The 24,577-nt window shown below is 68.3% G+C and carries 40 protein-coding genes and 1 pseudogene; 40 read left to right on the top strand and 1 reads right to left on the bottom strand.

Going from position 1 to position 24,577, the window contains the following annotated elements:
* Positions 1-194: 194 nt before the first annotated feature.
* The 37 genes and pseudogenes from ACFWHU_RS34440 to ACFWHU_RS34620 all read left to right on the top strand — a co-directional run bounded on the left by ACFWHU_RS34440 (position 195) and on the right by ACFWHU_RS34620 (position 21,642).
* Positions 195-1,301: a cell wall protein gene (locus ACFWHU_RS34440; protein WP_387229860.1), complete on the top strand. Its 1,107-nt coding sequence runs from the start codon at positions 195-197 to the stop codon at positions 1,299-1,301.
* Positions 1,294-2,097: a DciA family protein gene (locus tag ACFWHU_RS34445; RefSeq protein WP_387229862.1), complete on the top strand. Its 804-nt coding sequence runs from the start codon at positions 1,294-1,296 to the stop codon at positions 2,095-2,097. Before ACFWHU_RS34440 ends, ACFWHU_RS34445 begins: the two co-directional genes overlap by 8 nt.
* Positions 2,094-2,570 (top strand): SLOG family protein, encoded by a 477-nt coding sequence (locus ACFWHU_RS34450; protein WP_387229864.1) that lies wholly within the window; start codon positions 2,094-2,096, stop codon positions 2,568-2,570. The genes ACFWHU_RS34445 and ACFWHU_RS34450 overlap by 4 nt, the downstream gene beginning before the upstream one ends.
* Before the next feature lie 13 nt (positions 2,571-2,583).
* Positions 2,584-2,802 carry a hypothetical protein gene (locus ACFWHU_RS34455; RefSeq protein WP_387229866.1) on the top strand — a complete coding sequence of 73 codons (219 nt, stop codon included), beginning with the start codon at positions 2,584-2,586 and terminating at the stop codon, positions 2,800-2,802.
* Between the two features lie 146 nt (positions 2,803-2,948).
* Entirely contained in the window at positions 2,949-3,608 is a 660-nt protein-coding gene (locus ACFWHU_RS34460) for a ParA family protein (protein ID WP_387229868.1), read from the top strand.
* Between the two features lie 62 nt (positions 3,609-3,670).
* On the top strand, positions 3,671-4,693 hold the full coding sequence (locus tag ACFWHU_RS34465; RefSeq protein WP_387229870.1) for a ParB/RepB/Spo0J family partition protein: 1,023 nt from the start codon (positions 3,671-3,673) through the stop codon (positions 4,691-4,693).
* Positions 4,694-5,334: 641 nt separating this feature from the next.
* The gene (locus ACFWHU_RS34470) at positions 5,335-5,703 is read left to right on the top strand and encodes a hypothetical protein (protein WP_387229872.1); all 369 of its coding nucleotides are present in this window, start codon (positions 5,335-5,337) and stop codon (positions 5,701-5,703) included.
* A gap of 218 nt (positions 5,704-5,921) precedes the next feature.
* Positions 5,922-6,467, top strand: a complete 546-nt coding sequence (locus tag ACFWHU_RS34475; protein WP_387229874.1) for a hypothetical protein — start codon at positions 5,922-5,924, stop codon at positions 6,465-6,467.
* A 155-nt stretch (positions 6,468-6,622) separates the two neighbouring features.
* A complete protein-coding gene (locus tag ACFWHU_RS34480) occupies positions 6,623-6,838 on the top strand; it encodes a hypothetical protein (protein ID WP_387229876.1) in 216 nt (71 codons plus the stop codon).
* 166 nt (positions 6,839-7,004) lie between these two features.
* Positions 7,005-7,337 (top strand): hypothetical protein, encoded by a 333-nt coding sequence (locus ACFWHU_RS34485; protein ID WP_387229878.1) that lies wholly within the window; start codon positions 7,005-7,007, stop codon positions 7,335-7,337.
* A 107-nt stretch (positions 7,338-7,444) separates the two neighbouring features.
* On the top strand, positions 7,445-7,876 hold the full coding sequence (locus ACFWHU_RS34490) for a hypothetical protein (RefSeq protein ID WP_387229880.1): 432 nt from the start codon (positions 7,445-7,447) through the stop codon (positions 7,874-7,876).
* A 38-nt stretch (positions 7,877-7,914) separates the two neighbouring features.
* Positions 7,915-8,145 (top strand): hypothetical protein, encoded by a 231-nt coding sequence (locus ACFWHU_RS34495; RefSeq protein WP_387229882.1) that lies wholly within the window; start codon positions 7,915-7,917, stop codon positions 8,143-8,145.
* 1 nt (position 8,146) lies between these two features.
* The gene (locus ACFWHU_RS34500) at positions 8,147-8,425 is read left to right on the top strand and encodes a hypothetical protein (RefSeq protein ID WP_387229884.1); all 279 of its coding nucleotides are present in this window, start codon (positions 8,147-8,149) and stop codon (positions 8,423-8,425) included.
* Positions 8,422-8,817, top strand: a complete 396-nt coding sequence (locus tag ACFWHU_RS34505; protein WP_387229886.1) for a hypothetical protein — start codon at positions 8,422-8,424, stop codon at positions 8,815-8,817. The genes ACFWHU_RS34500 and ACFWHU_RS34505 overlap by 4 nt, the downstream gene beginning before the upstream one ends.
* Positions 8,818-8,904: 87 nt before the next feature.
* Complete coding sequence (locus ACFWHU_RS34510; RefSeq protein ID WP_387229888.1) at positions 8,905-9,510, top strand: hypothetical protein; 606 nt, start codon at positions 8,905-8,907, stop codon at positions 9,508-9,510.
* On the top strand, positions 9,507-10,148 hold the full coding sequence (locus tag ACFWHU_RS34515) for a hypothetical protein (RefSeq protein ID WP_387229890.1): 642 nt from the start codon (positions 9,507-9,509) through the stop codon (positions 10,146-10,148). Before ACFWHU_RS34510 ends, ACFWHU_RS34515 begins: the two co-directional genes overlap by 4 nt.
* Positions 10,141-10,377, top strand: coding sequence for a hypothetical protein (locus tag ACFWHU_RS34520; protein WP_387229892.1), 237 nt, complete (start codon positions 10,141-10,143; stop codon positions 10,375-10,377). The genes ACFWHU_RS34515 and ACFWHU_RS34520 overlap by 8 nt, the downstream gene beginning before the upstream one ends.
* The gene (locus ACFWHU_RS34525; protein WP_387229894.1) at positions 10,370-11,290 is read left to right on the top strand and encodes a DUF5131 family protein; all 921 of its coding nucleotides are present in this window, start codon (positions 10,370-10,372) and stop codon (positions 11,288-11,290) included. Before ACFWHU_RS34520 ends, ACFWHU_RS34525 begins: the two co-directional genes overlap by 8 nt.
* Complete coding sequence (locus ACFWHU_RS34530; protein WP_387229896.1) at positions 11,287-11,508, top strand: hypothetical protein; 222 nt, start codon at positions 11,287-11,289, stop codon at positions 11,506-11,508. Before ACFWHU_RS34525 ends, ACFWHU_RS34530 begins: the two co-directional genes overlap by 4 nt.
* Complete coding sequence (locus ACFWHU_RS34535) at positions 11,505-11,900, top strand: hypothetical protein (protein WP_387229898.1); 396 nt, start codon at positions 11,505-11,507, stop codon at positions 11,898-11,900. The genes ACFWHU_RS34530 and ACFWHU_RS34535 overlap by 4 nt, the downstream gene beginning before the upstream one ends.
* Entirely contained in the window at positions 11,894-12,400 is a 507-nt protein-coding gene (locus ACFWHU_RS34540; RefSeq protein WP_387229900.1) for a RusA family crossover junction endodeoxyribonuclease, read from the top strand. Before ACFWHU_RS34535 ends, ACFWHU_RS34540 begins: the two co-directional genes overlap by 7 nt.
* Positions 12,397-12,723, top strand: a pseudogene (locus ACFWHU_RS34545) (WhiB family transcriptional regulator); the annotation flags it as partial. The gene ACFWHU_RS34540 and the pseudogene ACFWHU_RS34545, both read left to right, overlap by 4 nt.
* Positions 12,724-13,103: 380 nt before the next feature.
* Positions 13,104-14,051, top strand: a complete 948-nt coding sequence (locus ACFWHU_RS34550) for a hypothetical protein (RefSeq protein WP_387229902.1) — start codon at positions 13,104-13,106, stop codon at positions 14,049-14,051.
* Positions 14,052-14,464: 413 nt separating this feature from the next.
* Complete coding sequence (locus tag ACFWHU_RS34555) at positions 14,465-14,818, top strand: hypothetical protein (protein WP_387230060.1); 354 nt, start codon at positions 14,465-14,467, stop codon at positions 14,816-14,818.
* A gap of 2 nt (positions 14,819-14,820) precedes the next feature.
* Positions 14,821-15,312, top strand: coding sequence for a single-stranded DNA-binding protein (locus ACFWHU_RS34560; protein ID WP_387229904.1), 492 nt, complete (start codon positions 14,821-14,823; stop codon positions 15,310-15,312).
* Between the two features lie 205 nt (positions 15,313-15,517).
* The gene (locus ACFWHU_RS34565) at positions 15,518-15,943 is read left to right on the top strand and encodes a hypothetical protein (RefSeq protein ID WP_387229906.1); all 426 of its coding nucleotides are present in this window, start codon (positions 15,518-15,520) and stop codon (positions 15,941-15,943) included.
* A 168-nt stretch (positions 15,944-16,111) separates the two neighbouring features.
* Positions 16,112-16,321 carry a hypothetical protein gene (locus tag ACFWHU_RS34570; RefSeq protein ID WP_387229908.1) on the top strand — a complete coding sequence of 70 codons (210 nt, stop codon included), beginning with the start codon at positions 16,112-16,114 and terminating at the stop codon, positions 16,319-16,321.
* 67 nt (positions 16,322-16,388) lie between these two features.
* A complete protein-coding gene (locus ACFWHU_RS34575) occupies positions 16,389-17,222 on the top strand; it encodes a phosphoadenosine phosphosulfate reductase (protein ID WP_387229910.1) in 834 nt (277 codons plus the stop codon).
* Positions 17,223-17,319: 97 nt separating this feature from the next.
* A complete protein-coding gene (locus ACFWHU_RS34580; protein WP_387229912.1) occupies positions 17,320-18,201 on the top strand; it encodes a hypothetical protein in 882 nt (293 codons plus the stop codon).
* Positions 18,198-18,422: a hypothetical protein gene (locus tag ACFWHU_RS34585; protein WP_387229914.1), complete on the top strand. Its 225-nt coding sequence runs from the start codon at positions 18,198-18,200 to the stop codon at positions 18,420-18,422. The genes ACFWHU_RS34580 and ACFWHU_RS34585 overlap by 4 nt, the downstream gene beginning before the upstream one ends.
* Positions 18,423-18,550: 128 nt before the next feature.
* Positions 18,551-18,820 (top strand): hypothetical protein, encoded by a 270-nt coding sequence (locus ACFWHU_RS34590; protein ID WP_387229916.1) that lies wholly within the window; start codon positions 18,551-18,553, stop codon positions 18,818-18,820.
* A gap of 175 nt (positions 18,821-18,995) precedes the next feature.
* Positions 18,996-19,493: a hypothetical protein gene (locus ACFWHU_RS34595; RefSeq protein WP_387229918.1), complete on the top strand. Its 498-nt coding sequence runs from the start codon at positions 18,996-18,998 to the stop codon at positions 19,491-19,493.
* Complete coding sequence (locus ACFWHU_RS34600; protein WP_387229920.1) at positions 19,490-19,750, top strand: hypothetical protein; 261 nt, start codon at positions 19,490-19,492, stop codon at positions 19,748-19,750. The genes ACFWHU_RS34595 and ACFWHU_RS34600 overlap by 4 nt, the downstream gene beginning before the upstream one ends.
* A complete protein-coding gene (locus ACFWHU_RS34605) occupies positions 19,747-20,307 on the top strand; it encodes a DUF1643 domain-containing protein (protein WP_387229922.1) in 561 nt (186 codons plus the stop codon). Before ACFWHU_RS34600 ends, ACFWHU_RS34605 begins: the two co-directional genes overlap by 4 nt.
* A 20-nt stretch (positions 20,308-20,327) precedes the next feature.
* Positions 20,328-20,666 carry a response regulator transcription factor gene (locus tag ACFWHU_RS34610; RefSeq protein ID WP_387230062.1) on the top strand — a complete coding sequence of 113 codons (339 nt, stop codon included), beginning with the start codon at positions 20,328-20,330 and terminating at the stop codon, positions 20,664-20,666.
* Between the two features lie 65 nt (positions 20,667-20,731).
* On the top strand, positions 20,732-20,992 hold the full coding sequence (locus ACFWHU_RS34615; RefSeq protein WP_387229924.1) for a hypothetical protein: 261 nt from the start codon (positions 20,732-20,734) through the stop codon (positions 20,990-20,992).
* Positions 20,989-21,642, top strand: coding sequence for a nuclease-related domain-containing protein (locus tag ACFWHU_RS34620; protein ID WP_387229926.1), 654 nt, complete (start codon positions 20,989-20,991; stop codon positions 21,640-21,642). Before ACFWHU_RS34615 ends, ACFWHU_RS34620 begins: the two co-directional genes overlap by 4 nt.
* Here the strand turns inward: ACFWHU_RS34620 and ACFWHU_RS34625 are convergent.
* Positions 21,614-22,207, bottom strand: a complete 594-nt coding sequence (locus tag ACFWHU_RS34625) for a hypothetical protein (protein WP_387229927.1) — start codon at positions 22,205-22,207, stop codon at positions 21,614-21,616. The two genes, ACFWHU_RS34620 and ACFWHU_RS34625, sit on opposite strands and share 29 nt — an antisense overlap.
* A 98-nt stretch (positions 22,208-22,305) precedes the next feature.
* Here ACFWHU_RS34625 and ACFWHU_RS34630 point away from each other — a divergent pair, with 98 nt between their 5' ends.
* The 3 genes from ACFWHU_RS34630 to ACFWHU_RS34640 are packed head-to-tail and all read left to right on the top strand — an operon-like array spanning position 22,306 to position 24,261.
* A complete protein-coding gene (locus tag ACFWHU_RS34630) occupies positions 22,306-22,812 on the top strand; it encodes a helix-turn-helix domain-containing protein (RefSeq protein ID WP_387229929.1) in 507 nt (168 codons plus the stop codon).
* Positions 22,813-22,840: 28 nt separating this feature from the next.
* Positions 22,841-23,389, top strand: a complete 549-nt coding sequence (locus ACFWHU_RS34635; protein WP_387229931.1) for a hypothetical protein — start codon at positions 22,841-22,843, stop codon at positions 23,387-23,389.
* Entirely contained in the window at positions 23,386-24,261 is an 876-nt protein-coding gene (locus ACFWHU_RS34640; RefSeq protein WP_387229933.1) for a hypothetical protein, read from the top strand. The genes ACFWHU_RS34635 and ACFWHU_RS34640 overlap by 4 nt, the downstream gene beginning before the upstream one ends.
* Positions 24,262-24,577: the final 316 nt, after the last annotated feature.

Here is a 24,577-nt window from a genome sequence, read left to right on the forward strand (position 1 = left end):
GCGATTCGCGAAGTAAATCCCCCACCACCGGTGGCATCCCGTGCCAGACCGAGCACCGGCCTGACAGCCCCACACATGACACACTCGAACACCTGTGCGACAGTGACCAGCAGGCCGAACCCGCCCGAGGTGCTGCCCAAGAGGTCCAGCACACCGCCTCGCGGCAAACCGGCCCGCGTCGGTGGCTTCGCGCCGTGGAATGGCTGATCGCAGCCGGCCTGCACCCACGCGCGAACGCCACCACGCTCGCCATCGCACAAGACCTCGGGGCACGCATGGACTACACCACCGGCCACGCCCGGTACTGCCTCGAAGAGACCGCCTCACGCCTCCGCGTCGACAAGTCCACCGTCAAGCGGCACGTCGCGTTCCTGCGCGAACTCGGGGCCCTCGCATGGGTCGTTCACGGCACCAAGACCAACGTTCGCCGCGCCCTCGGCATGAGCGGATACGCCGCCACCGCCACCGTGTACGCGGCCACGATTCCCGCCGCGTACGACCGGGCCATGGGGCGCACGGTCATCGGCACCGGCTACAACGCGCGTGTCGTCACCGACATGCGAGGCACCCAGACCACCCCGGCGACGGCCCCCGAACCTGTGGATAACTCCCCTGTGGACAACCCCGGTTCTGGATCTTGTGCGCCCCCTTCCCTCACCATGGTTAAAGAGAGTGGTTCAGTTCAGGTAGAGAGTGGTTTTAACTACACCTCGCGCAAGTGCGCGAGCCGCCGAACCGACTCCGCCCCCCGCACCAAAACCAGCAGCAACAGCCAGACGCCCCGCCGCAGCCCTCTCCAGGTAGCGCAGGACATCCGCATCGCCCGCCGTGTCCGGGCCCTCGTCAACTGGACCCAGACGGAGAAGCTCCGCCGTCTCGGATTCGTGCTGCGCCCGTTTATCGACCGCGGCCTCGACGGCGACCAGATCGCCGCCGAACTCAGCGGCATGTGCCTCGGCTGGCGGCCGAAGCAGCCCGCGAACTACATCCGCACCGCTCTTGCCGAGCAGGCTTCTGTCGCCGCACAGCTGGCCGCTGACGAGGAGCGCCGCACCAGCAGCACCTGGCAGGACCGGGCCAGTCTCGCGAAGCTCCTCACGGTCTCCGAGAGCACCGAGCCGGAGCGCACCGACGAAGACCGCCTCCGGGCCCGCCTTGACTGGAACGCCTGGCCCGACGTTGCTGCCCACTACGCCGACGACCCCGACGACGCGATCGACCTGTACGGCGAGCGCCTCGTCATCCACGCCATCCGCAAGGACGCCCAGTTCACGGCCCGGAAGGAAGCCAGCTATGTCTGACCAGCCCCACATGCAGCCCGCGTCCGGCCGGGACCTTGCCCGCCAAGCCCTCGCCCAGTACAAGGCCACCGCCAAGCACAACCCCGGCGCGCCCGCGCGGAAGAAGCCCCGCCGCACCCGCACCGACCGCACCAACGGACGCGACCCGGTCGGCTTCGGCGCCGTCCTCGCCGGACTCAACGTCGACTACGAGTGGGGTGTCGCTCTCGACGGCGGCAGCATTCTCGACCGGTGGGCCACCATCTGCCCAGAGGTGTTCCGCGACACCACGCAGCCTGTTGCGTTCGACGCGGGCCGCGGCCGGCTCGACCTCCGCCCCGGCTCCTACCCGGCCGCCACGCAGCTCCGTCTCCTCGGCGGGCAACTGGCAGCGGAGCTGAACAAGAAGCTGGGCCGGGGAGTCGTCCGGTCCATCCGTGTCCTGCCCGTCGGCGCCATCACGGCCCCTGACGCACCCCAGGACGTCCAGGAGCCGCCGCAGGAGACTGGGCCCGTCATCACCCGCGACACCGCCTCCCCCGGCTACCAGCGCACCCTCCAGGCCCACCGCGAACACCGCGGCGATCCCGACCGGCCCGCCAACCCGTACGTTGCTGCCGCGGTCGACCGGCAGAACCAGGCCCTGCGCGACCGCCGCGAACCCGAGACCGCGTTCACCGACGCCGTTGCCGCGGCCGACCACCTCGCCGAGAAGCAGCCGGCCGACAGCCTCGAAGCGAGCCTCCAGGCCGCACGCGCCCGAGCTGCGGCCGACCGTGCCGGACGCGAACCCGTACGACTCTTCGGTGCCGCATGAGCACCCCGCCGAACTTGGCCCGGATTCTCATCACCGGCTCGAGGTCTTGGCCCGACTCACAGCGCCTTGCCGACACCCTCCTCGAGGTCTGGCACGACGCCCTCCAGAACGGCTACGACGGCATCCTCGTCACCCACGGAACAGCCGAAGGCGCCGACGAACTCGCCGACCTCTGGGCCCTCGGAAACAACGTCCCCCGCGACCCGCACGAAGCGGACTGGGAAGGCCCCTGCGCCCCCAGCTGCCCGCCCGGCCACCGGCGGCCCCGCCGCGGTACCACCTACTGCCCCATGGCCGGCCACCGCCGCAACCAGACCATGGTCGACCTCAAGCCCGACCTGTGCGTCGCCTGCATCAGCCCCTGCACCCGGCCCACCTGCCGACAGAAACGACCCCACGACTCACACGGCACCGCCGACGCCATCCGACGCGTCACAGCCGCCGGCATACCCATCCTGCGCATCACCGCCTGAACGGAGCCCCGCCTTGACCGCACCCACCACCACCGCCATCCCCGTCCAATCCCCCACCGCCTGCCTCCTCCACGCCGACGTTCACGTGATGGACGCCGACTGCTGGGCAGCCGTCCTCAACTGGCAAGCCGCCAACGACCACCTGGAGCCGCACGAAGCCCACGACGCGTACCAGGCCGCCGTCGAACGCCGCATGCTCAACCAGGTCACCCGCCAGCACGCCCCGGCCTGACATCCGGTCTGGTTTACCGCGGTAAACCAGCAGACCCACCTCATACGAGTGAAAGCCCGGCACGCCCTGCGGACCCTCCGAAGCCGTCTGGAATGATGCTCCCTGCCCGAAGTACCGGAACCCGCGGGAAAGCATACGGAGCACTCATGACGGCATCAGTACACGTCGTATCCATCGACCCACAGGCATCAACCGTCTGGTGGGCGAACAGGATCACGAACCTCCCCTTCGACTTCTCCCAGGAACACGAAACGCCAGCAAATCTGGCGATCCTGAAAGAGACCGGCGCCCGAGTCCACGTCATCGCCAACCAGAAGGGCGGCGTCGGCAAGACCACCGTCACCCTCAACCTGGCCGCCGTGGTCGCCGACGTCATCAAGGCATCAAAGACACTTCAGCACGTCTTCATCGACACCCCCGGAAGCCTCCAAGACGAGAACCTCCTCCTCGAGGCCCTGAAGTACGCCCACGACGTCATCATCCCGATGCCACCCGAAGGCCTTGCGCTCGACCCGACCGCCCGGACCATTCAGAAGGTCATCGAACCCACCGGGCTCCCCTACAACGTCCTGATCAACAACTGGGACCCGCGGGACGGGTTGCTAGACCTCGAAGACACCCGCGCGTACATCGAAGCGCAGGGGTGGCCGAGCCTGAAGGCCGTCATAAGGCGTTACAAGGTCCACACCCGGGCCTCCGTTGAAGGCAAGGTCGTCACCCAGTACGACGAGAACAAGCCCTCCTTCAAGGCCCGGGAGGACTTCTACCGCCTCGCCATCGAACTCGGCTACGGCGGGGGTTCCTGATGTCGGGCCGCCGAACCAGCATCCTTTCTCTTGCCGGACAGAAAGTCGAAGACGTCCCCGGCATGAGCGATCCGCTGCTCCTCACGCTGCCGCTGACACAGCTGGTGCCAACCCGCTTCAACCCCCGCCGGAACTTCGGCACCGAAGAGGACCTCAAAGCCTTCGGCCTCATCCTGAAGAAGCGGCAACTCCAGCCCGCGGTCGTCGTATCCCGAGCCGGCTACCTCAAGCTGTGGCCCGACGAGGAAGCCACTGTCGGTGACGCCCAGTACGTCATCGCCAACGGTGAGCGCCGCTACCGCGCATCCATGGCCGCAGGGCTGACGACGCTGAACGTGGTCCACAACGAGCCCGTCGCCAACTCGCGGGCGGACTTCCTCGACGCGGTCCTCTCCGAGAACAACGACCGCGAAGACCTCGACCCCATCGAACGGGCCCTCGGCATCGAAACGATGGTCATCGAACTAGGGGGAGCCGACCAGGTCGCAGCCCACTACGGCAAGACAAAGGGCTGGGTCAGCCAGCAGCGAAAGCTCCTCAAGCTGACCACCGAGCTTCAGAACCTTGTCAGCGCGGGAGAGCTCCCGATCCGAGTCGGCCGGGACATCGCCGGCCTTCCCGCGCAGGAACAGGGGCCGGCATGGCGGGAGGAAGTTCAGAAGCGCCAGGCGGCAAAAGCCCTGCCTCGCGCCAGGACGTCATCCGCGCCGAAGGTGGAGACGGCACCGGCCCCTGCCGTCAGTCCAACCGTCCAGCCTGCCCGTACGGCGCCTGAATCGCAGAATGAAGGCCCGCCCCCTTCTGTGGCCGCCAGCCCTGCCCGGAACCTGGTAGCCGCACCAGAGCCACCGGCGGATGAGGGGGAGCTGTTTACCGCGGTAAACCAGACGGCCGACGAACAGGACCGCCCGCCACCCGGTTCGGAGTCGTCCGAGCAGGACGACAGCCAGGAACCGCCGGACCTGGTGACCGTTGGCGCGGTCCCGTGGGGCGAGCCCCAGGTCGTTTACTACCTGATTCGGAAGTGGATGAGACCGGAGAACATTGCAGCGCTCGGAAAACTGATCCACGACGCGGACAGCTGACCGATCGGACCACAGCAGCCCGGTTTCCCTACGTCAGGTGGGGGAGCCGGGCTGTTGCATGTGGCGGAGGAGGTACGGGAGGATACGTGTACCTTGCCTGGGTTTTTCAGTCAGCCAGACGAGTGAAACCGCTTACCGACTCTTTCCCTTGAACAACATTCATGTACAGGGTGTCCGGTCGGCGTCTCCACGGGCGACGTGCGACAGCAGGGGCGGAGGGTAGCCCCCAAGGGGATCGCAGCTCCCGCCGCCCCTGCCTCACAATCCGTACCAGCAAAGCCAGTTCGCACCAGCTCTACCAGCACGGAGACTTCCCGGCTTACACTGGCCGTGCCGTTACGGGCATGCCCGTGAGGTCTCGAGCCCCCGGCGGGCCAGCGTGGTTGTTGTCGGCAAAACTCCAGCCCCCTAGCCTCCGGGGGCTTCCTCATACCCCCACCCCGGATGCCCCGGAGCGTACCCCCGGCACCCGCCCCCAGGGTCAGGACCGCGCCAAAAATGAGGCGAGCCTTACACACCGGCCATTTCGTGTGTCACCGTATGCGTCACGGTCCTGGCTGGCAGACCAGGGCCGGCGCGGGGACCGGCCCCCAACCGGCACGACGTAGACCTTCCCGATCTGCCGCGAGCGGAGACGCCCCATGCCCGCAGCAGATCAGGTCCACGACTCGGAGCCCGTTCCCGGCCTTGAGATCGGCACCGTCATTCATCTTGCCGACCGCACCACGGGCCGCCGCACCGGAACGATCCCCGAACCGCAGCCTGCCCCCGTGCCGGACGCCTTGTCGGACGACCCGTTGCAGCGCATAGGGGAACAGGTACAGGCCCTGTTCACGGCGCACGGGCGCACCCTGACGGACGGGAAGACCGCCGACGCCATGCGCATCACCCTCGACGGTGTGCTCGGCCTCATCAACGGGGCGTTGGCGCAGGGCGCTATCGAGCCAGAGCAGCACAGCATGCTGACGGCGATGATCCAGGGGATGCGCGACGCTCCGGAGCGACTCTGAAACAGCCCGTGACCTGATGTTTCGTCAGGTCGCTTTATGGTGCAACGAGTTCGGAACCGTCTGTAGATCATTCGCAACAACCTGTTCAATAAGCCAACTCGTCATGCCATCATGGGGCGTCCGGAACACACGGAGTCACATTCTCCGGCCCCCGGCGCGCGCCCGGCACCGTCCGTTACGCACTGCGCCCCCGCGGGCCCAGGGCGAACGGGGAAGACATGGGGAACACGGACAACGGCGACGCGGCAGACAGACTCCGGACCCTCGAAGGCCGCATCTGGCGCTTCCCGACAGGCTCCGTCAACAAGCTGCCCCGCAGCGGAGGGCCCACCCACCCGGAAGCACCGCTCGACCTCGACATCATCGACCACATCACCGCCAGCGTCCGCGAAGCCCAGGACCACGTCAGCGCCAACCGCACCGAAAACGCCGGCCCCATGCCCGCGAACGTCGCCGACGTATACGACTGGTGGCGCGCCAGCACCCCCAGCCTTGACGCGGAACGCACCCTCGCCCGCGAAGCGGTGATCTACCGGCAGGGGCTTGAGCACGCCATCCAGGCCGGAGACACCAAAGTCGTACGCAAGCACCCCTGCCCCGAGTGCGGATGCTGGGGCCTCTTCTGGCGGCGCCCCGAGAAGCGAGCCGTGTGCGCGAACCGCGACTGCCGGGACGAGGACGGCCTCGCGCGCATGTGGGAACTGAAGCACCTGGCGCATGAACACGTCACCCGACAAAAGATGTTGAAAGCTACCGCAACCTGACAGACGGTTCGGGTGTCTACCAAGCACCAGAAGAATCACCCGTCACGGGACAACTGAACAGCACCACGGGAACCCTGACGGAGGGTCCCCGCCCGTCATCGGCCGGAGTCAGCTGCGAACTTTCGACCGTCGATCATCGGGAGCCCGATGTGGCCATGACCAGCTACACCCCGGACGACGACATGCTGACCATCGCAGAGGTGTCCGACCTCTTCAGGGAGACAGGTCAGAAGGCGTCGGAGACGACGCTGAACCGCTGGATAGCCAAGCACAACGTCCGGGTCCAGCGGGAAGGTCGAGGACCTCGTCTGGTGTCGTACACCGAGATGCTTCAGGTGCATCGCGATGAGGTGGCGAAGCGGGACGAGTGACCCGCGCCGGCAGTACCGAGTGGCCCCCGCCCAGGGGATTGGGCGGGGGCTTTCTCATGCCCACACCGTCATGCGTATTGCTATAGCCATACTCGTGGGTTAGTCTGGCATAGCCGACAACGACCCGTCACTCACGGGTCGGAGTACCCCAGTTCAGGAGCCAGACATGGCCACAGCCGTACTCCCGCACGCCCAGACGCTCCCCGCCGAAGTTGAGCTCCACCGCATCCCGGCCCACCTCGCGGACCAGTTCACCGCCCTCATGGAACGGGCCGACCAGGCGATCAGCCTGTACGAGATCCGCCCCCTGCACGCGCAGGCCGCCCAGGTCATAGGGCTCCAGCTCCCGGACAGCCAGGACATCGCCCTGTGCACCTGCACCTGCCTGTGCGACCGGGTCTTCGACGCGAACCTCGCCCGCACGCACCTGGACGGCACCGTCGAACGCGTCCAGTGCCCCGTGTGCGCCGACGAACACCGCCTCACCGGCGACGAGTAACACCCCAGCTCCCCGGCCCCGGTTGAGCACCCGCCCCATGGGCGCGGAAGAGCCCACCGGGGCCGGGTGCCCAGACCTCTCACGCCCGTACGACCACGGAGACCGCCATGACCAGCATCGCCGACACTCTCAGCCGCGCCGCGCACCTCATCGACCTCCTCGGCCTTCACACCGGCGACCAGTTCGCAGACTCCAAGTCCGACGCCCTGGACGTGTGCGCTGCCATCTACTTCGCGGCGGAGGGCGGCTTCCCTCCGGAGTTCTCCACCGACGAGGACGCGTCGATCCGCCTCATCGAATGCTCCGCCCCCGCGATGCAGGCCATCCGCGCCATCAGTAACGCCCTCGACAGCGAGCCGTGCGTCACAGAGATCGTCCCCGGCCATGAGGTGCCCGACCACATCGAGCACGTCTCCAACTGGGCGGCGACCGCCCCCATCGGGCACACCGCCCCGCCCACGGCGTCCGAGGTCATCGGCCGCATCCTCCGCACCGCCAACGGCCTCGGCGTCCTCCGCCACACCTCGATCGCTGCCTGACTCGCCCTTTCCCTCCGATACCGAACGGACCCCACGCCATGACGACCATGACCACCGCCCACGCCGACACCACCGGACCCGACGACTCCTGGACCACCGGCTACACCGACGGCGAACTCGCCGCCATCACCGGCCTCCCCTCCCGCCGCATTCACGCCCGCGCCTCCATGGCCGACCAGTACGACCCCATGTACGCCCAGGGCCTCATCGACGGCTACCTCCACGCCACCGCCGTCAACTACGCCCTTCTCACCCGACAGGAGAACTGACATGACAGACACGACCACCACCCGCGAAGAGCAGGCCCCGGCGACCAGCAAGAAGGTCACCATCACGCTGGACACGGCGAACAGCGACAAGCGGTTCCCGGCGTACCAGCTCAGCATCAACGCCATGGACGGCGAGGACAGCGGCCACGGTTACCGCCTCATGGGCCCGAAGTACGTGGGCCGCAGCCGGAACCTGCGGACGGTCGAACTGTCGCAGCGGGATGCCGACGAAATCCGCGCCATTCTGGACGAGGCGTTCCCGCAGGGCGGAACCCGATGACCCCCGCCACCGCGCTGCCGCCGGAGCGCGAGCAGGAGATCGGCGGCCGGATCATCGCGGCGCTGTCCCTCGCTGGTGCCTTCTGTGGTGAGTGCGGGTTCGAGCCCGGCGACCGTGGCTGCCCGGACTGCGAGCGCTGCTGGGCGAGGTACGTCAAGGAAGTTCTGCCGATCTTCCGCACCGAACTCGCCTACACCCGCACCCTCCTGGCCGAGGCCGTCGAGGCGAACAGCCTGCTGGAGAAGCGACTCCAGGCGGCCGAGACGGCGCTGGAGTCCCGCACCGAGATGTGCGAGCAGTACCGGTCCGGCGAGTCGTGCCCGCACGACTGCGACGAGCGCGCCTTTGCCGAGTTGCAGCGTGCCAACGGCAACCCGATCGGCGGTGCGTGACCCGCACCGCTCGTGCCGGGCGGCATACCACCGCCCGGCACTCACCACCGCACCACACCACCCGCACCACCAGGACGGAGAACCACCGTGACCACCCGCACCCGCCGCAACCGCAAGCAGAAGCCCCCCACGGCCCGTCCCGCACGCAAGCTCCACCTCGTCGACCAGACGAAGCCCACACCCCGAGTCGACCTCACCAAGCCCCGCCGCCCGATCAGCCTCGTCAAGCCGCAGCCCGAGACCCCGATACCCGGCGACGGCACCCAGACCCCCCACTACTTCGACCTCCAAGCCAACGCCGCCTCAGCTGCCCTCTACGCCGGCTCCCTCCGCATCCACGCCCCGTACGACACGTGGACCGGCATGAGCCACGGCATGGCCACCACCCTCACCGACACCGGAACCCGCCTCATCTACACCCGCAACCCCCAACACCTCACCGCCCACCAGCTGTGCCGCCACGACCAGTGGCACGCCGCCCACATCGGCGGACCCATCGCCCTCGCCCTGCTCGCCGTAACCGTCACCGACTGCATCCGGCACAACCCCCAAGCCCGACGCGCCCGCAACCTCGGCAACGGCATCCACCGCGCCCGCACCTCCGCAGCCGAAACCCAGGCCACCGACGTCACCACCCTCCGCGCAACCCACGCCGCCGACAACGACCAGACCAAGGAGCACCCCCAGACATGACCCCCCTCGCATTCGTCGACACCGAGACCACACACCTCAACGCCGAAATTGGCGAGGCGTGGGAAGTCGCTGTGATCCTTCGCGAGAACTCCATCACCGACACCGAGCACGTATGGCAGTTCACGCCGGACCTGACCAAGGCCGACCCCGAGGCACTGCGCATCGGCCGCTACGAAGCCCGGTTCGCCGTCCCCGACGACGCCCAGGCCGCCAGCATCCGCACCTTCTCGGACGGCAGCAGGCTCATTGAGCACCTGACCCGCACGCAGGCCGTCAGCGGCATCCTCAGCGTCCTGCGCGGCGCCATCCTCATCGGCTCCAACCCCGGCTTCGACGACCGCTTCCTCCGCAAGCTCCTCGGACCCGGATCAGCGCAGTGGCACTACCGGCCGGTCGACATCGCCACCCTCGCCGCCGGCTACCGGCTCGGTCAGGCGGCCAGCGGTGCCTACGGCGGCGACTTCCTCTTCCCCGCCGACTACCCGCAGCTGCCGTACTCCTCCCGCGGCTTGTCCCGCGCAGTCGGTGTCGAGCCGCCCGGAAACGACGTGGCGCACACCGCGCTCGGAGACGCCCGCTGGGCGCGCGACGTGTACGACGCCATCACCGAGCCCGGCAAGGAGGCCAGAGATGCGTAACACCGCAGACGGCGAATACCTCGCCGGTCTCGCCACCGAGCTCCGCCACAGTTCCACCGTCAACCAGGCCGCCGAAGACGAACTCGCCCACCTGCGAGGCGTCATGGCCCGAGTCGCCGCCTTCATCAACAACCCCAACAACGACCAGACCGCCTGCCGGGCCCTCGCCATCCACCTCGGCCTCCCCGCACCCCGCACCAATACCCCGAAGGAGACGCGCAATGGCTGACACCAGCATCGAATGGACCGACCAGACATGGAATCCGACTACGGGTTGTGACCGCACCAGTCCTGGGTGTGACCGGTGTTATGCCCTCACCATGGCCAAGCGCCTCAAGGGCATGGGCTCCGCGAAGTACCAGACCGACGGCAACCCGAAGACGTCCGGCCCCGGCTTCGGCCTCGCCATGCACCAGGACGCGCTGACTGACCCGCTGAGCTGGAAGAAGCCCCGCCGCGTCTTTGTGAATTCAATGAGTGACCTCTTCCACGCGAAGGTCACCGACGAGTTCATCGCCCAGGCCTTCGCGGTTATGGCCCTCACTCCACAGCACACGTACCAGGTCCTGACGAAGCGGCACGGCCGGATGCGGTCACTGCTTGGCAGCCAGGAGTTCGTCTACCTGGTTGACGACTACCGCGAACGCATCCGCCCCGGCTGCGGCGACTTCAACTGGCCTCTGCCGAACGTCTGGCTCGGCGTCAGCGTCGAAGACCAGAAGCGCGCCGACCTCCGTATCCCCGCCCTCGCCCAGACCCCCGCCGCCGTGCGGTTTCTCTCCTGCGAACCGCTCCTCGGACCCGTACGCCTGCCCCTCATGGAAGCGGTCGGCGGATGCAACTGCGGCGGCTACGGGCCGCCCTACTACACGCACGAGCCGTCCTGCGGCTACGAGCCCGGCGCGGCCTACGGCATCCACTGGACCATCATCGGCGGCGAATCCGGCCCCGGCGCCCGGCCCCTCGACACCGCCTGGGTGGCCGACCTCATCACCGACTCCCGTGCAGCCGGCGCCGCGCCGTTCGTCAAGCAGCTCGGCTCCATCTGGGCCCGCGACAACAACGCCACCGACGCCAAGGGCGGTAAGCCCGCCGACTGGCCCGAGGAACTGCGGGTCCGTGAGTACCCCGAGCCCCGGTGACCGAGTACGAGGTGTCCTGCCTCGGCAAAGCCCGCTTCACCACCCGCAAAGCCGCCAAGCGCCGCGCCAGCCAGATACGACGCGAAGGCGGCCCCAGCTTCCGCATCTACCACTGCCGGTACTGCGCGCACTGGCACTGCGGACACCGCACCGGCGAAGCCACATACCTCCGCACCACCCCCCACGGCCCCATCCACATCAGGGAGATCGCCTCATGAAGGCTCTGACCATCCGCCAGCCCTGGGCTGGCGCCATCGCCCATCAGTCGAAAAGGGTCGAGAACCGAACGTGGAAGCTCCCCGCCAAGCATGAGGGCGCCCGCATCCTCATCCACGCCGGATCCCAGCCCGACAAGAGCGCCACCGTCTACGGCGACCACCTCGACGTGTACAGCGCGGTCGTCGCCATCGCCACCATCACCGGCTGCCACTACTCCGCCGACGGCACCTGCTGCGGGCCGTGGGGCGAAGAGAACACCTACCACTGGACCCTCGCCGACGTCACCGCCCTACCCGAGCCCGTCCCCGCCAAGGGAGCCCTCGGCTTCTGGACGCCGAACGAAGAGATCGCCAACGCCGCGCTTCGGCAGGACACGGAGGTCGCGTGGTGACCACCGCCCCGGACCTCGCACGCCAGCACCGCCTCACCATCGTCGTCCACGGCCGCCCAGCGCCTCAGGGCTCGAAGAAGTACGCCGGACACCGCCGCAACGCCGCCTCCGGCCGCATCAGCGCCGTCCTCGTCGAACAGTCCAAGCGCGTCAAGCCCTGGCGGGCCTTAGTCACCTCCGCCACCTACGACGCCGTCCTCAACGACCGCCAGATGTACGAGCCCCTCGACGGGCCCATCGAAGCCGAGATCGTCTTCACCGTCCTCAAGCCCACCACGGCCCCCAAGCGCAAACGCACCTGGCCCATCACCCGGCACAGCGGAGACATCGACAAGCTCATCCGCTCCACATTCGACGGCATCGCAGACGCCGAAGCCGTCGCCGACGACTCCCGCATCATCCGCGTCACCGCCACCAAGGCCTACCCCGGCGAGCACCCCGACGCGCTCGACCAGCCCGGAGCAATCATCCGCCTCTACACCCTCGGAGACCCGACATGACCGCCGTCACCCGCCGCCTTACGAGGCCCGCCGTCAGCACCCTCAGCAACCCGGCACCCCGTGCCGCGACCGAAACGTCGTGGCAGTCCCAAGCCGCGTGCCGTCTCGTCGACGCCGACCTGCACTTCCCCAGCGGATCCGGCAGGCCGGCGGAGGAGCAGGAAGCGGCAGCGAAGGCCGTGTGCCGGCGTTGCCCGGTGATGCTCGCCTGCCAGGACTGGGCGTTGGCCACCGGTCAGACGTGCGGTGTGTGGGGCGGCCTGTCGGAGGATGAGCTGAAGGCCGCACGGAGGCACCGGGGCCGGTCGGATGCGACGGCGGCCTTGGAGGCTGCGGACCGTTTGGCTGCGGCACACAAGAACCAGCTGCTGAAGTGGTTGCTGGAGGAGAAGGCGGACTTGGGGAAGATTGCCCGCCGCCTGGGCAAGCCCGGCCGCACCGGTCGCGTGGCCAGTGTGCCGATGCCCGTGCTGCGTCTGGCGTACCGGCGCCTGGGTGTGCCGATGGACCTGCTGACGCACAAGCCTGCCGTGGAACGTGTTGTCGCGGCGTGGCCGCAGGTGCAGGAGTTCCTCGCGCAGGGCATGGGGCAGAAGCGCATCGCGATTCGTATCGGCGTGGGTGCCGAGGCGCTGCGCGAGGCCATCCAACTGATGGAAGGACGGCAGTTGGACGAGGCGTCGGAGCGTACGGCGGTGGCGTCATGACGCGGCACAACACTCCCGCACTTCGGCTGGCTTCGGCCCGTTGGCAGGCCCGGCGCCGACGGTTGATCAAGTTGGGGCAGTGGGAGCCGTTCGTGGACTCGGAGCCCGTACGCGAGCACTTGAAGCAGATCAACGCTTCTGGCATGTCCTACTGGGCGATCGCGAAGCGGCTGGGGCTTGCTCAGGAGTCGTCCTTGCAGCACCTCATGTGGGGACGTGACGGTTACGGGCCCAGCAAGTTGATCCGGGCGGAGACGGCAGAGTTGGTGATGGGCTTCTGGCCGGCTCTGGAGGACTTCCCGGATGCGGCCCGTATCGATTCCACTGGCACGCGCCGACGGGTGGAAGCGTTGGCGGTACGCGGCTGGCCGCGGCACATGATGGCCAAGAAGGCCGGCATGGGCGAGCAGGCTTTCCGGAAAGCCTGCAACAAGGACCGCGTCCCTGCCCGCATGGCCAGGGCGGTAGTTGCCGTGTACGACGCCTGGTGGAACCAGGATCCGCTGGAGCACGGTGTTCCGCTGAACTCCGTGACACGGGTGCGGGGTGACGCCAAACGGTGCGGTTTTCATTCGGCGCTGGCGTGGGATGACGACACGATCGATGACCCTGCGGCCCGGCCGATGGTGTCGGTGGACACGGAGGAACCGGACGTCGTCGACATGGTGGCCGTGCAGCGGTACGTGGCCGGCTCGCAGGTGGTCTTGTCCGATACCGAGTTCCTTGTCGCCATGCAGGAGTTCCAGGACCGCGGGATGTCCCGCGCCAAGGTGGACGCGCTGCATGGCCTGGAGAAGTTCACGACGGAGCGGGCGGTGTACCGGCTGAAGAGGCAGTACGAGCGGGCGGGCCGGGAATGGCCGCTGTCCGCGGTGGTGTGTGACGACTTGGCGTTGATCAGCAGCCCCGAGTTTGGAATCGACGAGATGGAGAGTGCGGCGTAAAACGCCCACAAAACAGGGTCTGACCTGCGATAATAAGGTTCGGGGCCGCCGGTGTTAGAGCACCAAAGCGGCCCCTGACCCGCCATCCGAAGACACCGGAAGGAGGGCTGATCGTGGACTCTACCCAGCCACGCCCGCAGATCACGACGCGGGGGCCCGGAGAAACCTGCACCGAAGAGGGCTGCGACAGGCCCGTTCGGTCTCGCAGGCTTTGCAACACCCACTACTTGCGCTGGTGGAAGAAGGCTCCTCCCGAGGAGCGTCGCCGGCCTACAAAGCCGGAACTGTTCTGGGCGAAGGTACAGAGAGGGCCCGGCTGCTGGGAATGGCAGGGAGCGCGCCGCCCCACAGGCCACGGCTACTTCATGGGGTACGACAGGAAGGTCGTCTCTGCTGCACGCTTCTCGCTCGAGATGCACCTCGGCCAGTCGATTCCGCCTGGCATGGAGACGTGTCACAGGTGCGACAACCCGCCGTGCGTGAACCCTCGGCATCTGTACTTCGGAACTCGGCAGAACAACGTAGACGATGCTTGGGCCCGCGGGCTCATGCCGGTCGGCAGTCAGCGGCCATCCGCGAAGCTTGTCGAACAGCAAGTCATCTTCATACGTGAGGCGTACGCGCTCGGCGCTGATGCCAGAACCCTCGCAGGCCAGTTCGGCATAGCCGTGCCGACGCTGCGCCACATAGTCCTGGGCCTCAAATGGAAGCAAGTCGGAGGCCCGATCACTAGACGACGCCCCCAACGGGCACGAAAGGCGGCCTAGCCATGGCTGGAGAATGCGTCATAACGATCATCGGAAACCTCACCACCGACCCGGAACTCAGGTTCACCCCGGCGGGCGCAGCGGTAGCGAAGTTCACCGTGGCGTCGACTCCGCGGGTGTTCGACAAGCAGACGAACGAGTGGAAGGACGGCCCGGCCCTGTTCTTGACGTGCTCGGTGTGGCGCCAGGCGGCTGAGAACGCGGCCTCGACGTTGCAGAAGGGCATGCGCGTCATCGTGCAGGGCCGGCTGAAGCAGCGGTCCTACGAGGACAAGGAAGGCGTGAAGCGCACGGTGTATGAGCTGGATGTCGAGGAGGTCGGTCCGAGCCTGAAGTCTGCGACGGCGAAGGTCACGAAGGTGTCGGGCTCCGGCCAGGGTCAGGGCCAGGGCCGGCAGGAGGTGCGTCAGGCGGCTGCGCAGGATCCGTGGTCGCAGTCGGCGCCGGGTTCGGGCGGTTGGGGTGGGGGAGGTGATGAGCCGCCGCCGTTCTGATGGCGCGTTTGTTCGGCGTGGGGCCTGACCCGTTGGGGGTTGGGCCCCTTTGTCGTGTGATCCTCCGTCACGCGTATTGCTATAGCCATACCGAATTGGTAAGGTGGCACCACCGCACAACAACCCACCGCACAAGGGGATCCCTATGCCGGAACTCCGCCTTTTGGACCCGAACGGCTACACCGTCCCCGACACCGTTCACACCGTGTCCGCTGACGCCGCCGACAAGGTCCGCACGTATCTCCTCACCGAAGTGGCCCCCGCGCACGCAGCGACGTGGGCCGCCCACGGCTACGACGCCCGCGACTACCGAGTCACCCCCGCCACATTTGCCATCCAAGGAGGAACCTCCATGTCCAACACCGTGATGACAGTCGACTGCTTCGACGTCGAACTCGACAACGGCGAAAGCCTGGCCGACCTCGGCATCGGCAACTACCTCGAACTCCGCGAACCGGCAGCGGGCATGCAGCCCGGCACGTGGATGCTCACCACCTATCACGGCGACTTCCGGGACCGGGCCACGCTGCGCCTCCAGACGGCCGCTGACATCGCCGTACTTCGCGAGACGGAAGCCGACAAGCTGCGCGCCTTCTACGCCTCTGTCACCTCCACGCCGACGCTCGCGTAACCCCAAGCTGGGTTTTCGCGCCCCCGCGAAGGCCCTGACCGCCCGGCCCCGGCCAACCCCCGCACGGAGGCCGGGCGGTCCCACCCCCCACCCGCATACGGGCCGCCCGCCCAGACCCTCGCAGCCACCGGCGGGCGGCCCTCCCCCATCCACCGTCAGGAGCACGCCATGGCCGCCAACACCCGCACCCGCTACATCCACACCTGCCAGCGCCCCGACAACACCCCCACCGGCACCTTCGGCGACACCCCCGCCCCGCTCACCATCGACGGCCGTTCGATCCGCCGATGGACACCCGCAGAACAACGACAGCACCTTGACGACCTGGCCGACGCCATTGAAGCCCCGTACCACCGACCCGCCGCCGCAGCCGCCTGACACTGCCGCGCGTTCCGGTTCTCGCCGGCCCGCGCCCACAACCCCGCACATGTACGAGGAGGAACTCGTGAGCACCCAGCCCCCGGACTCTGTCTTCAGCTACGGAGGCGGCCAGCAGTCCAACGCCGCCCTCGCCCTTGCAGCTGACGGAACCATCCCCTTCCGCACCTTCGTCTTCGCCAACGTCGGCGGCGACAGCGAGCAGCCCGAGACCCTGCGGTACATCGAGGAGCACGCCAAGCCCTTCGCTGCGAAGCACGGGCTGGAGATTGTCGAACTCAGCCGCATCGGACGCAACGGCCCCCGCCGCGGTGAGACCCGAACCCTGTACGCCGACCTGGTTCGCCCCGAGTCGCGGTCCATCGGCATCCCGGTTCACATGAACGGTGCCGGGCCCGGCAACCGCCCGTGCACTGCCGAGTTCAAGATCAAGGTCATTGGTCGCTGGCTCAAGCAGCGGGGCGCGACCGAGGAGAACCCGGCCACCGTCGGAATCGGCATCAGCCTCGATGAGATCCACCGGGCGAACAACCGGTCCACCATCCCGCACGAGCGGGTCACGTATCCGCTGCTCGAACTCGGCCTGCGCCGCACGGACTGCCAGCGCATCATCCGCGCTGCGGGGCTCCCGCTGCCTCCGAAGTCGGCGTGTTGGTTCTGCCCGATGAAACGCCCGTCGGAATGGCACCAGCTCCGGCGCGAGCAGCCGCAGTTGTTCGACAAGGCGTGCCACCTGGAGGACACGCTCGTCGCCCGCCGGGTCCGTCTCGGCAAGGACCCGGCGTACCTGACCGGCCTCGGCCGGCCGCTCCGTGAGGCAATCCCCGCCGGTGTTGACCTGCTGCCCCTCGCCGATGACGACGGCGATGGGGCGTGTGACTCCGGCTGGTGCATGACGTGACCAGCTTCCCCGCCCCGTGACCCGTGCTGTACGCCCGCCCGGCGGCTATCCGGGCGGGCGCCACGGCAGTCCACCATCAACCCCGCAGGAGATCAACATGAGCACCGAGTTCGAGTGCCGCGCGGATACCCCGTGCACCCACCAGGCCGCCGAGCACGGCGTGTACGGGTGTGTGGATGGGTGTGGCTGCACCTGGACCCCGCAGCGTGTGGCCGAGCCGGCGCCGGGCAGCGAGCCGCCGTTCACCACACCCGAGCCCACGAACCCCGCCGCCGAGTCCCCGATGGCCGAGCTGATCCGGCTCCGGCGCGAATGGCCGCCCGGACCGACCGCCGAGTGGACCGAGCAGCACGCCGCGTCCGGGGTGCAACCCGACACCCGGCCCGGCGACGGCTGGAGGCTGGACGGGGACGTTCCCAAGCGCGTCCACTCTGCCCGACCTGTGCCCGACACCGAACTGGCGAGTCTGGCCGTGAACGCGGCGAACGCCCTGCGAGACGAGAAGCGGCAGTACGAGATCGCCTGCGAGGAGAACGCCCGCCTGCGCGCCGAGTTGAACAAGATGAACGGCCGCTTCGAATGGACCGCCCGCGAGGCAGCCGAGTCCGCGCAGACGGTGGAGCGCCTGCGTGCCGATCTGGAGCAGGCCCGCACCGCCACGCTGGACGAGGCCGCCCTGGCCCGTCTGCTGTCCGACGGCGACGTCCACCTCCACAACGGCGACTACCCGAAGTGGGACGACCTGGCCGAGTCCGGCGAGGAGCAGTACCGGGCACTCGCCCGCTACATCCTGGCCCGCTGCACCGTCACCGACGCCGGGTCCGGTGGGCAGGCCGAGGACGGGGCGCCCGTAGCCCCGACCCGCGAGCAGCGGGAGTGCGGCACCACGACCCAGCACCCGGCGCACCTGTTCCTGCGCATGGAAGTCGTCTTCCGATGCCCTGGAACCGCCAACGAGGACGGGGCGCAGCAGACGTGACCGCCGCCGTGATCCTCGCCGCGTTGGCCGCCGGGTACGGACTCGGTCGCTGGCAGCCCTGGCGGCGCCTCGGAGACTGGGCCAACTGGGAACTCCGCTTCCACCTGGACCGGTGGGCAACCCGGCCCCGGCAAGCCGTCCTTGCCGCCCTGTTGCTGGCCACCGACCCGGTGCGCACCGCCCGCGCTTGGCGCCACCGCAGCGACCCCGACCAGCCGTAACCCCCGGTGTGGCGCGCCCTGACTCCCACCCGGCGCGCCACGCGCCCGCCACGGCCCCCAACACCCGCACACCGGCACCCACAAGCCCCGAGGGCGCCACAGGCCCGCACACGACCACGGAGGACCACATGACCACCAGCCCCGCCGACGAACTCCGCACCGCCGCCTTCCAGTTGCGGAACCCGTTCCACCTCCCCGGCCTGAAGGTCGCCGTCGACCCCGACTTGGCGACTCCGCTCGCCGACTGGCTGGACCACGCTGCCGACAGCGCCACCGCCAGCCGCATCCACGGCACGGGCCTCGCCATCTGCGAGACCTGCTGCGAAGAGATGCCCTGCCAGCACGTCAGGCCCGCCCTCGCGGTGGCCCGGCAGATCAACACCGGGGGCACGCCGTGACCGGTCTTACCGCCCGCAGGACCGCAGCCCTGCGGGCTCTCTCGCAGCGACCCGCCAGCCGTACACCCTCCCGCTTCCCCGGTGAAACCCAGCCCAGTGGCGACCTCCCCGACGACCCCGACCTTGCCGCGCAGCACCTCGCGGCCCGTGACAGCACCACCACTAAGGAGTCCTGATGCCCGAAGAGCCCACGTACAGCCTCGTGTTCTGCACCGACCCCAACAACGAAGCCTGCGCCTGGTCCTCCGAGGAGCTGCCCACGGCGGACATTGAGGCCCGGCAGACCGTCCTTGCCGCACACCTGGCGGAAGTGCATCCGACCGGTGAGCCGGACGCCGGCCCGGCCGCGATCCGGAGCCTGCACGAGGGGTTCCTGAACGGCGCGATCGTCACGGACATGCGCACGACGACCGACCCACGGGATCACATCATGGCCGAAAGGTCCTGGGGTGTCGTGGCGGCGTGGTCCGCGCACCGCCTGCTGCTCCAGCTGGCCGCGGTCGACCCGACCGGGGCCCGCCGGTTCGCCCTCGAGCTGAAGGAGGAACTGGAACTCGCGTCGTACGGCGACGACATGGCCGACACCGCGAACAGCATGGGCTTCCCCGCACAAACCTGGATCGACGAGGAGTTCGCCCGGCAGGACGCTGAGACTGAGGAGCCCACCCCGTGAAGCTGACCCGCCGCACCATCATCGCCCTGTCTGTGGCCGCCGCTCTCATCGTGGGCGCCACCACCGGGTACTTCTGGTACTTCTCGCAGGACCAGATCAGCGTCCGCTGCATGCATGCCCTGAAGGAGCGTGCCGAGGGTGACCGCAGTCGGCCCGCGGCATGTGATGGGCTGACGGATGAGAACTACAGCCTGCTGATTCTGGACTTGTCGATCGAGCGGTCGGGTCTGGGTGGGCTGTTGGGGGTCGACGGATGAAGACACCGACGCTCACCCGCGATCACGGCCTGGACGTCGTCGTGGACGTTGAGGACACCGTCGACGGTCTCGCCGCGACCGCGGTGTTCGACACGGGCCGCACGTACCGGTACCTCCTCACCCGCATCTGGGATCCGAGTCTGCCGTTGGCGGTGTGGCTGATGCTGAACCCGAGCACCGCGGACGCTCTCGCGGACGACCCGACGATCCGCAGGTGCAAGACGTTCTCCCAGGACCATGGCCGCGGCGGTCTGGTCGTGATCAACCTGTTCGCGCTGCGCGCCACCAACCCGGCGCTGCTCCGCCACCACCCGGACCCCGTCGGCCCGCACAACGCAAGTTTCGTCCGGCAGGCCGTACGCGAATCGGACCTTGTCATCGCCGCATGGGGCGGCGGTGGTGTCCTCGCCAACCGCGGGCCCGACATGGCGCGTGCGCTGGCCAAAGCTGGGGTGCGGTTGAAGGCCCTGGGGGTCATATCGAACGGGCAGCCGAAGCACCCGCTGTACGTGGCCGGCGGTACACCGCTCGTCGACTACGCGCCGGAGGGGTTGTGAGTAACCACGCGCAGTACGGGATGCCCCTGACGCCTGATGAGGTGGAGGTGCTTTACGCGTACGCCAACGGAACAAAGTATCCCCAGATAGCCAAGGACCGGTGCCTGACCGCTAGATCGGTGGAGGGCATCGCGGCGAGGATAGCCAGGAAGCTGGGGGCCACGTCGCAGGCGCATGCAGTTCTTCTGGCCTGTCAGGCGGGGATTTTGGACGGGAGACCACGCCGTCACGGGGATCACGCGGGGTTCGCTGCGCACCGGGCCCGTGGCGAGAAGCCGTGTGACTGGTGCTGGGAGGCGGAGCGGGAGTACCGGGCGGAGATGCGCCGGGCCCGGATCGCCGCCGGGGGGAAGCGGTGACCTCTGGTCCTCGACACCAGCACCGCCCGCCCGTAACCCGCCGTCACATGCCCCTTGGAGGGCTCGTGTTCCGTAGGCACTTCAGCACCATCGTGTTCCTTGGCCTGGTCGTCAGCGGCGGCGCCCTGGCCGGGGTGTTCTGGCTCGCGTTCGCCGCGTTCATGCACCTCCCGGCCGAGTTCGTCTTCGTCGCGTCCCCTGCGGGCGGCCTTGCCGTCGCGTTGCTGGCCGACCCGATCGAGCGCGCCCTCACCGCCCGGTACGAGGAGCGTCAGCGAAGACAGGGCATGCCCGATTTCCGTATCGACGAAGGAGACCAGCGATGAGCGCGGGTTCTTCGGCTGCCGCTCGCGCTGCGGCATTGCGTGCGCAGGCCCGGCGCGGCCTGTGGCGGCGCCTCCTGGCATGGCTGGGCCTCGGTGGCCGTGCGGTACGCCGCGCGGACAACCGGGCGGCCCTTTGGGCTCACGGCGCCGCAGCCGAGGAGGCCACGGCCCGATTACTCGCCCAGCTCGAGCCGTCGGGGTGGACGATGTGGCACGACATGGCCCTGCCGGGCCGCCTGTTCAACCTCGACCATGTCCTGGCGTCTCCGTGCGGTACGGCGGTCGTGGTGCTGGACACGAAGGCGTGGCGCAAGTCGTGGACGACGTTTCTCGTGAACGGCCGGGTGCACTGCGGGAGCGAGGACCGGCACAAGCAGATCGAGAAGGTCGCGGGGTACGCGCACACGGTCGCCGCAGCGCTGGGACTCCCGGAGGCGCATGTCCGGCCCCTGGTTGTGGTTCACGGGTCGCCGGTAGCCGGCGGGCACTTGGAGGCGCCCACACCGCACGGCCCGGTGTACGTGCTGTCGCCGGGGTTACTGGTGTCGTCCCTGGCTGCTGCGCCTGGCCTCCCTGACCGGGTGCGTGCCGGGCTGCTGGCGGCGCACGTCGGGAGCGTCATCACCCCGTATGTGGACCGGGGCCGGTAGTACGGTCGTTGGTGCCTGGAGGGTAAGCGGCTCTGTTCCCGTTATCGGGGATGGGGCCGCTTTCGTGCGTTCGGGATCGGACGCTTCGTTCCGATCCCGGAATCAGCCCCATGCCTTTCGCTCTCCTTTGCAGCGTTGACGTGCTGATGCCGAGCCGTTGCGCGATGGCTTCCAGGGGGAGGGCGGTGTCGCACCAGAGGAGCGTCAGAAGGTCGCCGTCTACGGAGGCGGCTCTTGTGCGCTGCGGATGGTGGGGCAGCCCGAGTTTTCGGGCTCGGGCCTGGGCGGAAGCGTATGTGGTGCCTAGGTCTGCGGCGATCTGTTCGATGGTGAGTTCGGGGCTTGGCCACAGCTCAGTGAGGCGGGCTTCTCGTTTCTGCGTCCATTGGTAGGCGGCGATTTGGTCGGTGGATCCGGGGGGCCGGCCGGTCCGTCGTTTGGGTAGGCCGGCGGCCAGGGCGCGTTTGTGGAGTGTGTTTCTTGAGACGCCGAGCTTGGTGGCGATCTGCGCGTTGGTGAGGTCGGTTCGGTTCCAGAGGCGGGCGAGTTGGTCGTTGTTGGTCATGTCTGCTCAACGCTCTTGCGACTTGCCGGGTCACGACCCTTGACACTTCGACTCACGTGAGTCATAGTGGAGTCATCGCAAGGGAGAAGGAGACCCCGATGAACACCACCACCGCAGCCCAGACCGCCAACGTCACCGTCGCCACCATCCGCACCTGGGCCCGCAACGGTGTCATCGCCGCCACCAAGACCGCCGGCCGCTGGATCATCGACACCGCATCCCTCGCCCGCCGCATCGCCATCGGCGCCATGAAGCGGCCCGCCAAGCCGGCCGTCTTCACCACCGAGAGCATGGTCGCCATCGGCGGCTCCCGCTGGCAGAAGAACGGCATGGACCGCGTCTACATCAACGACTGGGCCGCATTCGCCGGCCTCGAAGTCACCACCTACGGCACCGGCAACATCTCCTGGGCAGCCTGGGACGGCGACAAGATCGCAAACCGCCAGGCCGGCCTCTTCCTCGGAGCGATCGACAAGGTCTGGTTTGACGCCGCCGACGGCAAGCTCCACTGCCGATACGGCTACAGCACACCCCGCATCGCCACCCGCGAGGACATCTGGGAGATGACCGTCGACGGCATCCGCGCCGCGATCACCGCCCTCTGATCTCCGATCCGTACCGGAAGGAACCGCCATGTCCTACGTCACCAACACCAGCTACGGCACGTGGAACAACCACATCGACCAGTACGCCAGCGGCCTGGAACACTCCGTCACCGAGGCGTTCGGGTCCGAGGGAGCCGACGGATTCGATTTCGACGGGATCGTCAGCGCCTACCGCAACGCGATCAACGACGCCCTTCCGGCCTCCGTCGCCCTGGCCGGAGACGAGTTCATCGGCCCCGCCTACACAGATGACCAGGACTTCGACGGCTACCTCCTCAACGAGCACGGCGAGCTCGACATCAAGGGCATCGTCGACGACATCGACCTGTGGGAGATCGTCGCCCGGTACGAACTGTGGTCGGCCGATCGTGTCGCCCAGGAACTCGGCTACAAGACCCCGACGGCGAACGCTACGGCCCGGAAGAAGATGTCCGCCTGGGGTGTCAAAGCAGCCGTCCACAAGACGAACCCCGACTCCGGCCGCGTGCAGGCTTACTACCTGTCCGGCGAGGTGCGGGCCGCGCACGAAGCGCGGCCCGGCCAGGGAGTTGGCGGCGGCAAGAAGGCGCAAGCGTGACACTGCGCCCGAGCGGCCTTCCGAAGGCCCGCCGCCAACTCCTGCGACACCTGGATGACCCCGACTCGCCGATCCGGGCGCACACCGGATCGGCGAACGCGCCAGGGCTGGACACGCTAGCGGCGAGCATGAAAGCGGGCGACCTGTTCTGGGTGAGCAAAGACATGGCCGCGCTGGCTGTCCACTCCGGCGCCCAGTTGGCAGCCGCCCGGTGGGCGACCGCCGATCGGCCTTCCCCATGCGGCCTGTTGTTCTGGGAAGACGGCATCGGGCACATCGAAAGTGCTGGGGTCGAGATCCCCGTGGAAGCCTGCGCGTGGGGGCCGTACCAGGGGAAGATGCTGCTCTGGCTCCTGATGTCGCGCGCCCGGCTCGCCGGCGAGGTGGAACGCATCGGCCGCTACGCCTTGGTCATGGAAGAGATCCCGCCGCTAGTCCCGGTCTACGGGGCGGCGATCCCCGTCACCAATGAGCCCCTGTCCCTGGCAGAAGTCGACCGCCAACTCCCGCAGACCGTTGTCGCTGCCCTAGCTGCGGCCTGGCTGCTCATGCAGCAGCCGCTACTCGTCGACCGGAACCAAGAGCAGGCCGACAAGACGACCGCGCGGGCGTACATCAGGGATGGCGTGCCATCCCCCGAGGTAAGCGTCGTGGATCTGCGCCGCCAGTACACCCCGCAGGACCGGGATCCGGACGCCGGTACCGACGGCCGCCGCTACCGGCACCGGTGGATCGTGGGCGGGCACTGGCGGAACCAGGCATACGGGCCCGAACGATCGCTGCGGCGTCAGACGTGGGTGCCGTCATATGTGAAAGGCCCAGAAGGTGCTCCGCTGCTGTCGACGGAGAAGGTCAACGTTTGGCGCCGGTAGCCGCGAGGTGCGGCAAGTCTGCGCGGTCAAGCCTCCGGTCGATCTGACCGGGGGCTTGTTGCTGCCCGCGTCGTATCGTCGCCTGCATGTTCGATCCTCCTCCTGTGCAGCCCACGTCCGAGCCCGAGCGGACCCCGCCATACCGTGAGGAGCACGGGCCGCCACCGACGATGCGGTGCTGGGACTACGGGCAGGAGCCTCTCCTGCGGGTGCGGGTCAACGGCCGGTGGCAGTACTGCCCTGTCGGGGCGCGCGCGGACTACCCGGACGGCAGGGTGGCGTATTACGTGACGATTCGGATGCCGGAGGCCGGCGG

This window comes from Streptomyces sp. NPDC060366, assembly GCF_042725135.1.
Classification (GTDB): Bacteria; Actinomycetota; Actinomycetes; order Streptomycetales; family Streptomycetaceae; genus Streptomyces.